General features: G+C 68.6%; 15 protein-coding genes. 13 read left to right on the top strand and 2 right to left on the bottom strand.

Annotated elements, in window-relative coordinates; genetic code table 11:
• Both AC1DVT_RS05515 and AC1DVT_RS05510 read left to right on the top strand, forming a co-directional pair.
• On the top strand, positions 1-796 hold a 796-nt coding region (locus AC1DVT_RS05515), incomplete at its 5' end, for an APC family permease (protein ID WP_477387210.1).
• Positions 797-850: 54 nt separating this feature from the next.
• Positions 851-1,900, top strand: coding sequence for a zinc-dependent alcohol dehydrogenase family protein (locus AC1DVT_RS05510; RefSeq protein WP_477387208.1), 1,050 nt, complete (start codon positions 851-853; stop codon positions 1,898-1,900).
• A 210-nt stretch (positions 1,901-2,110) separates the two neighbouring features.
• Here the strand turns inward: AC1DVT_RS05510 and AC1DVT_RS05505 are convergent, their stop codons facing one another.
• Positions 2,111-2,839, bottom strand: coding sequence for an MBL fold metallo-hydrolase (locus AC1DVT_RS05505; protein ID WP_477387206.1), 729 nt, complete (start codon positions 2,837-2,839; stop codon positions 2,111-2,113).
• Positions 2,840-2,938: 99 nt separating this feature from the next.
• Here AC1DVT_RS05505 and AC1DVT_RS05500 point away from each other — a divergent pair, with 99 nt between their 5' ends.
• From AC1DVT_RS05500 to uvrB, 10 genes are all read left to right on the top strand, one after another.
• A complete protein-coding gene (locus AC1DVT_RS05500) occupies positions 2,939-3,463 on the top strand; it encodes a TetR/AcrR family transcriptional regulator (protein ID WP_477387204.1) in 525 nt (174 codons plus the stop codon).
• A gap of 121 nt (positions 3,464-3,584) precedes the next feature.
• Positions 3,585-3,749 carry a hypothetical protein gene (locus tag AC1DVT_RS05495; RefSeq protein WP_477387202.1) on the top strand — a complete coding sequence of 55 codons (165 nt, stop codon included), beginning with the start codon at positions 3,585-3,587 and terminating at the stop codon, positions 3,747-3,749.
• Positions 3,749-4,501 carry a PH domain-containing protein gene (locus AC1DVT_RS05490; RefSeq protein WP_477387200.1) on the top strand — a complete coding sequence of 251 codons (753 nt, stop codon included), beginning with the start codon at positions 3,749-3,751 and terminating at the stop codon, positions 4,499-4,501. The genes AC1DVT_RS05495 and AC1DVT_RS05490 overlap by 1 nt, the downstream gene beginning before the upstream one ends.
• Positions 4,502-4,736: 235 nt before the next feature.
• A complete protein-coding gene (rpsA, locus tag AC1DVT_RS05485; RefSeq protein WP_457098289.1) occupies positions 4,737-6,191 on the top strand; it encodes a 30S ribosomal protein S1 in 1,455 nt (484 codons plus the stop codon).
• Between the two features lie 151 nt (positions 6,192-6,342).
• Positions 6,343-6,726: a hypothetical protein gene (locus tag AC1DVT_RS05480; protein ID WP_477387198.1), complete on the top strand. Its 384-nt coding sequence runs from the start codon at positions 6,343-6,345 to the stop codon at positions 6,724-6,726.
• 47 nt (positions 6,727-6,773) lie between these two features.
• Entirely contained in the window at positions 6,774-7,334 is a 561-nt protein-coding gene (locus AC1DVT_RS05475; RefSeq protein WP_477387196.1) for a GIY-YIG nuclease family protein, read from the top strand.
• A gap of 81 nt (positions 7,335-7,415) precedes the next feature.
• Complete coding sequence (locus AC1DVT_RS05470; RefSeq protein ID WP_477387194.1) at positions 7,416-8,066, top strand: hypothetical protein; 651 nt, start codon at positions 7,416-7,418, stop codon at positions 8,064-8,066.
• 54 nt (positions 8,067-8,120) lie between these two features.
• A complete protein-coding gene (gene coaE / locus AC1DVT_RS05465; RefSeq protein ID WP_477387192.1) occupies positions 8,121-8,738 on the top strand; it encodes a dephospho-CoA kinase in 618 nt (205 codons plus the stop codon).
• Positions 8,739-8,818: 80 nt separating this feature from the next.
• Positions 8,819-9,466, top strand: coding sequence for a hypothetical protein (locus tag AC1DVT_RS05460; protein ID WP_477387190.1), 648 nt, complete (start codon positions 8,819-8,821; stop codon positions 9,464-9,466).
• Between the two features lie 86 nt (positions 9,467-9,552).
• On the top strand, positions 9,553-11,634 hold the full coding sequence (gene uvrB / locus AC1DVT_RS05455) for an excinuclease ABC subunit UvrB (RefSeq protein ID WP_477387187.1): 2,082 nt from the start codon (positions 9,553-9,555) through the stop codon (positions 11,632-11,634).
• Between the two features lie 63 nt (positions 11,635-11,697).
• On the opposite strand, the gene AC1DVT_RS05450 is transcribed toward uvrB, so the two are convergent.
• Positions 11,698-11,949: a hypothetical protein gene (locus AC1DVT_RS05450; protein ID WP_477387185.1), complete on the bottom strand. Its 252-nt coding sequence runs from the start codon at positions 11,947-11,949 to the stop codon at positions 11,698-11,700.
• 44 nt (positions 11,950-11,993) lie between these two features.
• On the opposite strand from AC1DVT_RS05450, the gene AC1DVT_RS05445 reads away from it, so the two are divergent.
• Positions 11,994-12,455: a MarR family winged helix-turn-helix transcriptional regulator gene (locus tag AC1DVT_RS05445; RefSeq protein WP_457098297.1), complete on the top strand. Its 462-nt coding sequence runs from the start codon at positions 11,994-11,996 to the stop codon at positions 12,453-12,455.
• The last annotated feature ends 120 nt before the right edge of the window (positions 12,456-12,575 follow it).

Here is a 12,575-nt window from a genome sequence, read left to right as displayed (position 1 = left end):
CGCCCCGATGGGGGTTCCCGGCATCACCGCGGCAGCCGGCACGATCTTCTTCACCTTCATCGGATTGGATGCCGTATCCACCGCCGGAGACGAGGTCAAGGATCCCCAGAAGACGCTGCCGAAGGCCATCCTGATCGCGCTCGTGGTCGTCGTGACGATCTACATCGGGGTCGCGGTCGCCGCCCTGGGCGCCCAGCCGTGGCAGGACTTCTCCGACCCCTCGCAGCAGGAGGCGGGACTGGCGGTCATCCTCTCGAACATCGTCGCGTCGGATTGGCCCGTCACCGTCTTCTCGGCCGGCGCCGTCATCTCGATCTTCTCGGTCACCCTCGTGACGCTCTTCGCCCAGAGCCGGATCCTCTTCACCGTCGGCCGCGACGGCCTGCTGCCGCGGGCGTTCAAGCAGGTGAATCCGCGCACGCACACGCCCGAGTTCGCGACCATCGTCGTCGCGTGCATCGTCGCGGTGCTCACCGGCTTCATCCCGCTGTCGAGCCTGTGGGACCTCGTGTCGCTCGGCACGCTGGTGGCGTTCATCGTGGTGGCGATCGGCGTGATGGTGCTGAGGCGCACCCGGCCGGATCTGCCGCGCGGGTTCAAGGTGCCCTGGTTCCCGGTGGTCCCGATCCTGTCGATCATCGCCTGCGGGTACCTCATGACCGGGCTGCCGGGCACCGCGTACTTCTGGTTCTTCGTCTGGCTGGCGGTCGTCGTCACCTTCTACCTCCTGTGGGGCCGCCGGCACAGCGTGCTGGGCGACCCGGTCGCCGAGGCTCTCGAAGAGGCAGGGGAGTAGCGACCCACCGGCATCCGTCGTCTCGCCGGATCCCGCGGCGCATAGGCTCGGATCATGCTTGCCACCGTCATCCACGCTACCCGTGACATCCGCGTCGAAGAGGTCGCCGACCCCGTTCTGTCCACCGGCGGTGACGCGATCGTCCGCGTCGTCGCGGCCTGCGTCTGCGGCTCCGACCTCTGGCCCTATCGCGGAGTCACGGCGACGCACCAGCCGCACCGCATCGGCCACGAATTCGTCGGAGTCGTCGAAGCGGTCGGGCCCGAGGTGCGGGCCGTCGCGGTGGGGGATTTCGTCATCGCGCCGTTCTATGTCTGCGATGGAACGTGCGCGAACTGCCGCAACGGCGTGAGCACCTCGTGCCTCACCGGCGGGTGGTGGGGGAGCGACGACAGGTTGGGCGGCTTCGCCGACGGCGGTCAGGGCGAGCGGGTGCGGGTTCCGCTCGCCGACGGCACCCTCGCGGTCGTACCAGGACCGGTCTCGGACGATGAGATCGCCGGCCTCCTCACCCTGAGTGACGTCATGGGCACGGGGCATCATGCCGCCCTGTCCGCCGGCGTCGGTCCCGGCGACTCGGTCGCGGTCGTCGGCGACGGGGCGGTCGGACTGTGCGCGATCATCGCTGCCAAGCGACTCGGTGCGACGACGATCATCGCCATGTCGCGGCATCCGCAGCGTCAGGCGCTGGCGCGCGACTTCGGCGCGACCCACATCGTGCAGGAGCGGGGGGATGCCGGCGTTGCCGCGGTGCAGGAGCTCACCGGCGGGATCGGCGCCGACCGCGTGCTGGAGTGCGTAGGCACCAAGGAGTCGATGGATCAGGCGCTGCGTTCCACCCGCCCAGGCGGCATGGTCGGGTACGTCGGCGTTCCGAACGGCGGACCCGAGCTGCCGATCAAGGCGATGTTCGGCCGCAACGTCGGCGTCAACGGGGGAGTTGCACCGGTGCGCGGCTACATCGAGGAGCTGCTCACCGATGTGCGGTCCGGTGCGATCCAGCCCGGCCGTGTGTTCGACCTGGTGCTTCCGCTCGCCGAGGCGGCCGAGGCCTACGCCGCCATGGACGAGCGACGCGCCACCAAGGTCATGCTCCGGCCGTAGCGGCCGAGTTGCACAGAGGGACCCCGGCCCCCGGCGATCGAAAACCCACGACATCAGCGTCGTGGGAGACGAAAACCAGGGACCGGGGCTGGTACTGAGCATCCCCATGTGCTCGGGAGCCACATTAGTAAAGGGTCCTGACATTTACCTGGGGCGAGTCTGGACGGGAGCCCGATGGTTGCTGGGATCAGCCTGGGCGGAGTCGGACTTTCAGGCTGCCGCGCTGCGCACGGCCGCGACGAGGTCGCGGGGCGAGCCGTGCCATGGCGCACCGTGGCCAGGGAGCACCCACGCCGCTTCGAGACCCTCGATGCGGCTCAGTGACTCGAGCGCCTGCTGCGGGTCGTCGGTGAAGGGCGCCGGCTGTCCGCCGGTCCGGCCGGTCAGAACGTGCCGCGTGGTGAGGGCGTCTCCTACGAACACCGCGTCGGCGACGGGGATGTGGATGGCGATGCTCCCGGGCGAGTGTCCCGGCAGCCCGATGACCACAGGGGAGCCGGGCAGCGGAAGGACGTCGCCGTCCGCGACCTCGACGACCTCGCTGAGATACGCCGTGCGCATCGCGTCCTTGCGCAGCCCATAGGCGAAGAAGCCCAGCGTCGCGCCGAGCCGCATCGGCCCGATCGGGTTCTTCGGCCCCTCGTCCTTCGGCTTCTTGACTCCCTTGGCGCGCTCGGCGTCCTCCGCGTGCACGTACACCGGCACGCCGTGATCCCGGTGCAGTCGCTCCGCGAATCCCACGTGATCGCTGTCTCCGTGGGTGAGGATCAGGCCGCGCACATCGTCGACGGCACGTCCCATGTCCAACAGCTCGGCCTGGAAGTCCTTCCAGTGGCCGGGCATGCCGGCGTCGATCACCGTGATGCCGTCGGCGGTCTCGACGAGATAGGCGGCGACGACGTCGTTGCCGATGCGACGAAGATTCGGTCCGAGCTTCATGAGATCTCCTCTGTTCCACCCGACACGGGATCGAATACCTATGGCTACGATACATAGCCATGATAGCTTAGGTCAATAGCCATCGGAAGGAACATCGTCATGCCGACTCCGGACCGCACGTCGCTGCAGGACATCGTCGAGGCCGGTCGCGATCTCGTCGAGACCGGCGGCGCGGCGAAGCTCACGATGCAGGCCGTCGCCGAGCGCGTCGGGGTGCGCGCGCCGTCGCTCTACAAGCGCGTCCGCGACCGCGCCGCCCTGCTGGTGCTTGTCGCCGAGGCGACAGTGGACGACCTGGCGCGGCGACTCGCGGCATCCGACGGCACCCTCGCGGGGGTCGCGCACGTGTATCGCGGCTTCGCTCATGAGCGCCCGGAGGGATTCCGGCTCATGTTCACCGTCGATGGGGCCGCTTCCTCGCTGGGTCGGGTGAGCGCACCGATCCTGCGGGTCGCCGAAGAGCTGGTGGGGACGGATGCCGCGCTCGAGGCGGCACGCCTGGTCACGGCATGGGCGACCGGCTTCATCCAGATGGAACTGGCCGGCGCCTTCCGCCTGGGCGGGGACATCGATCACGCCTACGAGTACGGCCTCGAACGACTCGAGCACGGACTCCGCGCGTAACGGGTAGGCGACTCGCCCGCGCGCCTGCGAATCGCGGTCGGGCGATGCGATAGAAAAGCTCAGGTTGTGCTCCCGGGGGGATCACTGGCCGACCTCGACTCGAAGGGACCCCTCCCACGCCATGAAGCTCCTCAAGCGCATCGCCCTGGTGCTCGTCGCCGCATTCGCCGTCTTCTACCTCGTCACCAGGCCGCAGGACGCGGCCGACGCCGTGCAGGGCGCGGTCGGCGCGGTGTGGGGCGCGGGTGCGGCCATCACCGACTTCTTCGCGGCGCTCGCCGGCTGATGGGCCTTTTCGATCCTCGGATCGAGAAGCACCTCATCGCCGACCAGGGCGAAGTCGTCATCGACGAGGTGCGCAAGCACTGGGCGGCGACCGTGGGCGCGATGCTCGAGCTCTTCGCCGGTGCGATCGTGCTGCTGCTGTCGCTGTTCGTCCCGCCCGCCGCCTGGTGGCTGCCGGCCGCCGTCGGCGCAGCGATCCTGCTGCACGCGAGCTGGCGCATCCTCGAGCAGAAGACGGATCGGTTCGTCATCACGAACATGCGGGTCTTCCGGGTGCACGGCATCCTGTCGCAGAACATCGCGACGATGCCGCTTTCGCGCATTCTGGACATCTCGGTGCACACGCCGATCATCGGCCGGGTCTTCGGGTACGGGCACTTCGTCTTCGAGTCTGCGGCGCAGGAGCAGGGCCTCCACGCGATCCGCTTCGTGGGTGATCCGGACGTGCGCGGACTGACCATCCAGCGGGTGATCCAGCAGGCCGGGCTGCGCGGATTCGTGCCCGGCCAGCAGCAGGCCGTCGTCGAGCTCGAGCCCGACCACCCGCCTGCGCCGATCCCGCCGGTCCCGCCGCTCCCGCCGCGGCCCCCGCAGGACGCCACCAGAGTCGACGCCGGGTGGGGGTGGCTCGCCGATGCCCAGCGCCGCGAAGCGGAGCGTCTGGCCGAACTGCGGGGGGAGCCGACGACCGGGTCGCCGCCGGCTTTCGATCCGGATCGGACGACCACCGCCCCGATCGATCTGCCGCGCTGAGCGGCGGGCTGGACGGCGTCGGCGCCGGCCCGGCCGCGGCGCAGGGAACATCCCGGCGGGGGCCCGCGTTCTGCTACCCTGGAGTGTCACGAGTGTGCTTTCTACAAGCACGTCTTCGTGGCATCGCAACAGAAATCCGCTTCGCTTCGGCTCGAGGCATCCCTCTGCGCGTCTGCGCAGATCGAACTTCGAGGCTGACGCCCGACACCCCAACCCAACAAGGACAACCCACTACATGACTACCGCAACGGCCGCCCCGGCCACCAAGCAGGTCGCGATCAATGACATCGGATCTGCTGAAGACATCCTCGCCGCGATCGAACTGACCCTCAAGTCGTTCAACGACGGCGACCTCATCGAAGGCATCGTCGTCAAGATCGACCGCGACGAGGTCCTCCTCGATGTCGGATACAAGACCGAGGGCGTCATCCCCTCGCGCGAGCTCTCCATCAAGCACGACGTCGACCCCAACGAGGTCGTCAAGGTCGGCGATGAGGTCGAAGCCCTCGTTCTCCAGAAGGAGGACAAGGAAGGCCGTCTCATCCTGTCCAAGAAGCGTGCGCAGTACGAGCGTGCGTGGGGCGACGTGGAGAAGATCAAGGAGACCGACGGTGTCGTCACCGGGTCCGTGATCGAGGTCGTCAAGGGTGGCCTCATCGTCGACATCGGCCTGCGCGGCTTCCTGCCGGCATCGCTCATCGAGCTGCGTCGCGTCCGCGACCTCACGCCGTACCTCGGCCAGGAGATCGAGGCCAAGATCCTCGAGCTCGACAAGAACCGCAACAACGTCGTGCTCTCGCGCCGCGCCCTGCTCGAGCAGACGCAGTCCGAGTCGCGCACCACGTTCCTCAACAACCTGCACAAGGGTCAGGTTCGCAAGGGCACGGTCAGCTCGATCGTCAACTTCGGTGCGTTCGTCGACCTGGGCGGCGTGGACGGCCTCGTGCACGTCTCCGAGCTCTCGTGGAAGCACATCGAGCACGCGTCCGAGGTCGTCGAGGTCGGTCAGGAAGTCACCGTCGAGATCCTCGAGGTCGACTTGGACCGCGAGCGCGTCTCGCTGTCGCTGAAGGCGACGCAGGAGGACCCGTGGCAGGTCTTCGCCCGCACCCACGCCATCGGCCAGGTTGCACCGGGTAAGGTCACCAAGCTCGTTCCGTTCGGTGCATTCGTGCGCGTCGCGGATGGCATCGAGGGCCTCGTGCACATCTCGGAGCTCTCCGGCAAGCACGTCGAGCTCGCCGAGCAGGTCGTGTCGGTCAGCGAAGAGGTCTTCGTCAAGATCATCGACATCGACCTCGAGCGTCGCCGCATCTCGCTGTCGCTCAAGCAGGCGAACGAGTCGGTCGACCCGTTCGGCACCGAGTTCGACCCGGCCCTCTACGGCATGGTCACCGAGTACGACGAGCTCGGGGAGTACAAGTACCCCGAGGGCTTCGACCCGGAGACGAACGCCTGGAAGGAAGGCTTCGACGCCGAGCGCGAGAAGTGGGAGCAGGAGTACGCCGCTGCTCAGGGTCGCTGGGAGGCGCACAAGGCTGCCGTCGCCAAGGCCCTCGAGGCCGAGGCTGCTGCCCCGACCGAGTCCAGCTCCAGCTCGAGCTCGTTCTCGTCGGAGTCCGCTTCGGTCGGCACCCTTGCCGACGACGAGGCGCTCGCCGCACTGCGCGAGAAGCTCTCGAACCGCTGAGAAGTTCCACCGGTGATCGCGTAGCGGCATAGCCGCACGTCGAGATCCGTCCTCAGGGCCGTCACCTTCGGGTGGCGGCCCTTTGGCGTGTCCGACGAGGGTTCGGCCCCGCATGATTGCGCGCAGTGCCGATCGGGTGTACCCCTTGGCTATGGGGCTGKGGAGGACTCGCGCGCTGTGCGCAGCCGTGCTGGCGGCCGGGCTGATCTTCGCTGCGCCGGTGGCGGCATCCGCCGAGGACCCTGACGACCCCGGAAAGAGTTCGGTCGTCGCCGCATGCAAGAAGGGCGGCTGGATCGCGCTGGCCGCGGAGGACGACGCGGCAGTGCCTTTCCGCACCCAGGGCGAGTGCGTCCGGTATCTGGCCCAGGGCGGCACGGTTGTCGCCACGACCGGCACTCCCGTCCTGCCGGGACAGGGCAGGGGGTGCAAGGCTTCGAAGCAGAAGACTGCGAAGGACATCTCCGAGCAGCCCCAGACGAAGCACTGCTCGCCGGGAAAGTCCGAGCGCAAGTCCGAGCGCAAGGCCGCCTGAGCGGACTGCGCAACGACGGTGTCGGCACCGTCGATTACGCTCCGGACGTGCTCACACCGACGCGCTGCCTAGCCGAAGCTGACGGATGCCGCGGCTCGGTGCCTGCGGACGCACCCCTCGCGCTCTGCGAAGGGCACCTGGTCGCGGCATCCGAGTGGGCGGACCGAGCCTACGGCGTGACGGATGCGCTGCCGTCGCCGTGTCGGCTGTGCGGATCGCGCCTGGGCGTGCGCTACCCCTCCGGCTGGATCTGCGCGGTGTGCGAGTGGCGCCACGGCGAGGTCGTGGATGCGGAGCTTCCGCCGCCGCGGGTCGACATCGTGTACTACCTCGCCTACGCCGACCGCGTGAAGATCGGCACCACCGCAAATCCTCGGCAGCGCTTCACGGCGATCTGGCACGACGAGGTGCTCGCCTTCGAACGCGGGGACCGCGCACTGGAGCGGCGACGTCATCGCCAGTTCGCCGAGGACCGACTCGGATCGAGCGAATGGTTCACGCCCTCGCCGGTGCTTCGGGCGCATATCGACGCGGTGCGAGCGGKCGTCGATGATCCATGGACGCTCTACTCGCGCTGGGTCAGCGAAGCGGTGGCGCTTCAGGGGTGACGGGTGTCTTGCGGTCTTCCTCAGCCCGCTCCAAGCAACGCGATATAGCGTGAGGGATCCCCGCACCCCATGGAGGCAGCAATGGGATTTCTCGATCGGCTCTTCGGCACCCAGCCGCGTCAGGCGCCGCCCGTCCCGCAGAACCCTTACGCGCGGCAGGGCTACCCGACGCCCGCGCAGGCCGCGCAGCCGCCGCGGAGCGAGGATGAGGTCGCGGTGGAGCGCTACCGGTATCTGCTGCGCACCGCCCCGCCGGAGACCATCGAGCAGGTCCACGCCGAGGCGTTCGCGAAGCTGAGCCCCGACCAGCGGCAGACCGTGCTCGCCGAGCTGAAGTCGGGCCTTCCGCCCGCCGAGCAGCCGCACTCCAGCGATCCCCAGACACTCGCTCGCGCCGCGACTCGAGCCGAGTACATGCAGCCCGGATTCATGGAGCGCACGATGCAGCGCAGCGGCGGCTTCGGCTCGTCGATGGGCGGCTCGATCGTCGGGACCGTGATCGGCTACGTCATCGGGTCGGCGATCGTGAGCTCGTTCATGGGTCCCTCCGGGTACGACCAGGGATACGCGGACGGATCGACGGATGCCTCGGGCGACACGGGCGCGGACGGCTCCGGTGCCGACGGCTCCGGCGCCGATGCGGCCGGCTGGGGCGGGGACGCCTCAGGCTGGGGCGGCGACTCCGGATCCGCCGACTTCGGGGGCGACTTCGGCGGCGATTTCGGATTCTGACCTCGCGCCGGCGACGAGCGGACGGGTCGAACGCGCCCGTGGGAGACTGACGACATGCCCCTCGTCGCACTCACCGGAGGCATCGCCTCCGGCAAGTCCACGGTCGCCGGTCGTCTCGCGGAGCACGGCGCGATCGTCGTCGATGCCGATCAGATAGTCCGTGACGTGCAGCAGCCGGGGTCGCCCGTCCTCTCGTCGATCGCCGCGGAGTTCGGCGCCGAGATGATCCGCCCCGACGGATCGCTCGATCGCGCGGCCCTCGGCGGTGCGGTCTTCGGCGATGCGGCGGCGGTCCAGCGGCTCAACGCGATCGTCCATCCGGCGGTCCGCGAGGAGTCGGCGCGGAGGTTCGCCGAAGCCTTCGCGGCAGACCCCGACGCCGTCGTCGTCTACGACGTCCCGCTGCTCGTCGAGGCGCGGGTCGACGACCCATGGGATCTCATCGTCGTCGCGCACGCACCCGCCGAGCTGCGGCGTGGCCGGCTGGTCGAGCTGCGCGGCATGACCGAAGCGGATGCCGCGGCCCGGATCGCCTCGCAGGTGCCCGACCAGGCACGCCTCGCCATCGCCGACGCGGTCATCGACACGACGGGATCGCTCGCCGATACGGAGCGACAGGTCGATGCCCTGTGGGAAGGTCTGCGCGAGCTCATCGCCGCTCGCGTCCGCTGACGCTTCGTGTCGCCGTTCCGGGCCTGCCGCTCCCGCCGATCGCGGGCGTACGCTGTGACCACGACAGTGGAGGTAAGGCCATGGCTCTTTTCCGTCGACACAAAGCGCCCGACGCCGCCCTCACCGACGAGGAGCGGATCGCGCGCTACGTCTACCTGCTCAACACACTCCCCGCGGGGGTGATCGAGAGCGCCCACGCGAAGGCTTTCGAGGACGTGCCGCCCGAGCGCCGACGTGAGATGTTCGAGCAGCTCCGCCCCTTCATGTCCGAGACCGAACAGGCATCGGCATCCGACGACCCGACGGTTCTGGCGCGACTGATCCGTCGTGCGGAAGAGCATCGCGCCGAGCGCAAGCGCGCTGAATCGGATGCCGCGGCACCTGTCGCGACAGCGACGCGCGAGTCCGACGATCCGCGGGACGCGGTCGACCCGCGGGCGCTGCTGCAGGACACCGGTGTCATGACGATGGTGGCGTACCAATTCCTCCTCTCGAGTTCGATCTCGTCGTACTTCCTCTACGGTGCCGGATCCCTCGACCTGGCAGATCAACCCGATTGGGTCGCTGAGACGTACGATCCCGGGGCCGCTGCGGGAGCGGGTCCCGACGGCGGCAACGACGTCGGGGGCGGCGCGATCGACGGAGCCGGGTTCAACGGCGGCGAGTTCGGCGGAGGCTTCGACGGATCGGGGTTCGGCGGAGGCGGTTTCAACGGGGCCGGCGGCTGACCTAACCCGGCCCACACCCGGGCCTCCGGCATCCGCCCGTCGCGAACGACGGCCCCGGTGTCGGAACCCCCGCCTAACCTGGAGTGGTGCAGACCACACGTTCCGTGCGCCCGTTCGAGGTGGTGAGCGAATACACCCCGAGCGGCGACCAGCCCCAGGCGATCGCCGAGCTCGCCGCCCGCATCACCGCCGGTGAGACCGATGTCGTGCTGCTCGGCGCGACCGGCACGGGAAAGTCCGCGACCACGGCGTGGCTGATCGAGGCGGTGCAGCGTCCTACACTCGTGCTCGCCCACAACAAGACCCTCGCGGCCCAGCTTGCCAACGAGTTCCGCGACCTCATGCCGAACAACGCCGTCGAGTACTTCGTCAGCTACTACGACTACTACCAGCCCGAGGCCTACGTCCCGCAGACGGACACCTTCATCGAGAAGGACTCGTCGGTCAACGCCGAGGTCGAGAGACTGCGCCACTCGACGACCAACTCCCTGCTGAGCCGCCGCGACGTCATCGTGGTCAGCACCGTCTCCTGCATCTACGGTCTCGGCGCGCCGGAGGAGTACCTGCGGGCGATGGTCGCCCTGCAGGTGGGGGAGCGGTACGACCGCGACGCGCTCATCCGCAAGTTCATCTCGATGCAGTACAACCGCAACGACGTCGACTTCTCTCGCGGCAACTTCCGCGTGCGCGGCGACACGATCGAGATCATCCCGGTGTACGAGGAGTTCGCGATCCGCATCGAGCTGTTCGGCGACGAGATCGAAGCGCTGTACATGCTGCATCCGCTCACCGGAGATGTCGTCCAGCGCCTCGACTCCGTGCCGATCTTCCCCGCGTCGCACTACGTCGCCGGCACCGAGACCGTGCAGCGCGCGATCGGCACGATCGAGGCCGAGCTCGAGGTGCGGCTCAAGGAGCTCGAGTCGCAGAACAAGCTGCTCGAGGCGCAGCGCCTGCGCATGCGCACGACGTTCGACCTCGAGATGCTCCAGCAGCTCGGCTTCTGCTCCGGCATCGAGAACTACTCGCGCCATCTCGACGGCCGGGCGCCCGGGGAGCCCCCGCACACGCTCCTGGACTTCTTCCCCGACGACTTCCTCATGGTGATCGACGAGTCGCACGCCACGGTTCCGCAGATCGGGGCGATGTACGAGGGGGATGCCTCGCGCAAGCGCACGCTCGTCGACCACGGCTTCCGCCTGCCGAGCGCGCTGGACAACCGGCCGCTCCGCTGGGACGAGTTCAAGAACCGGATCGGGCAGACCGTCTACCTTTCTGCGACGCCCGGCCGGTACGAGATGGGGATCGCCGACGGGGTGGTCGAGCAGATCATCCGCCCGACCGGCCTCATCGACCCGCAGATCGTCGTGAAGCCCTCCAAGGGCCAGATCGATGACCTGCTCGAAGAGATCCGCCTTCGCGCCGCGCGCGATGAGCGGGTGCTCGTCACCACACTGACGAAGAAGATGGCCGAGGAGCTCACCGACTTCCTCGGCGAGCACGGCGTGCGCGTGCGCTACCTGCATTCGGATGTCGACACCCTCCGTCGCGTCGAACTGCTCACCGAGCTGCGGGCCGGCGTCTACGACGTGCTGGTCGGGATCAACCTCCTTCGCGAGGGTCTCGACCTGCCGGAGGTGTCTCTGGTGTCGATCCTCGACGCCGATAAGGAGGGGTTCCTGCGCTCCGGCACCTCTCTCATCCAGACGATCGGGCGTGCCGCCCGCAACGTCTCGGGGCAGGTCCACATGTACGCCGACAGGGTGACCGACTCGATGCTGAAGGCGATCGAAGAGACCGATCGCCGTCGCGAGAAGCAGGTCGCGTACAACACGGCGAACGGCATCGACCCGCAGCCGCTGCGGAAGCGGATCGCCGACATCACCGAAGTGCTCGCCCGCGAAGGCGCCGACACCGACGCGATGATGTCGAAGCGCAACGCCGCCAAGCTGAAGTCGGGTCGAGGCAAGGCGCCCACGCCTGGCCTGCGCCGGACGGGCATCGCCGCTGAAGGGGCGGAGCAGCTCGAGGCGACGATCTCGGACCTGTCGACTCAGATGCTCGCGGCGGCCGGCGAGCTGAAGTTCGAACTCGCCGCCCGACTCCGCGACGAGGTGCAGGATCTCAAGAAGGAGCTGCGCGCCATGGAGCGCGCCGGCCACGCCTGACCGGTCACTGTCAGGGGTGGTTCCTGAGCCTGTCGAAGGGTGGTTCCTGAGCCTGTCGAAGGGCTAAGGGCAGTGCATCAGCGGCTTCGGGCCCGATCGATCGAAGGTGTGCACGGTCATGGGCTGTCCGCAGAGCGGGCACGCGCGCTCCGCGCGTTCCTGCGCACTGGGCGGGGGAGTCGTCTCGTACGGACCGACCGAGGCGGGCCCGGCGATGCGGATGAGCTTCGCGTTGAGCCAGGCGTACCAGCCGCCCGCCTCGCGCACGCGGTCACGAAGCGGCGGCGGCACGTCGGGAGATGATTGGTTCGTCACATTGCTTAGTGTACTAAAGATTAGTCCACGATAGGATGAGGGGTGTGGATCCCCGCGATGACCTCCTGAAGCTTGAGAACCAGCTGTGCTTCGCTCTGGTGACGGCGGCGCGCAACGTCGTCGCTCTCTACCGGCCCGTGCTCGAGCCCCTCGGCCTCACCCATCCGCAGTACCTCGTGATGCTCGCGCTGTGGGAGGAGTCGCCGCGCTCGCTCGGCGAACTCGCCGATGAGCTCGCGATGGAGCCCGCCACGCTGTCGCCGCTGGTCAAGCGCCTCGAGGCGCAGGGCCGCGTGACCCGAGGCCGTCGTCCTGGCGACGAACGTGTGCTCGAGATCCGACTCACCGACGACGGGCGCGCGCTGCGGCGCCAAGCACTCGAGGTTCCGACTCAGATCATGCAGCGGACCGGAATGGATGCCGAGCAGCTCGCGGCGCTCCGCGACGGGCTCACCCCGTTCGCAGGCGGCCGCGCGCGGCGCGAGCCGGTGGCCCCGGCATCCTGAAACCGCCACGTGCGACGGCGTCCCAGTCTGCGTGCGACGCCGTCTCGGGGGAGAGCTCCGGTATCTGGCCATTGCAACGGCTGGATGAACTTCCTCTCATTCCCTAGGCATCTTCGCCGC

Source organism: Microbacterium sp. P2_F9, from assembly GCF_056403635.1.
Note: the sequence above shows the minus strand (reverse complement) of the source record. Positions and strands in the feature narration are given on the sequence as shown.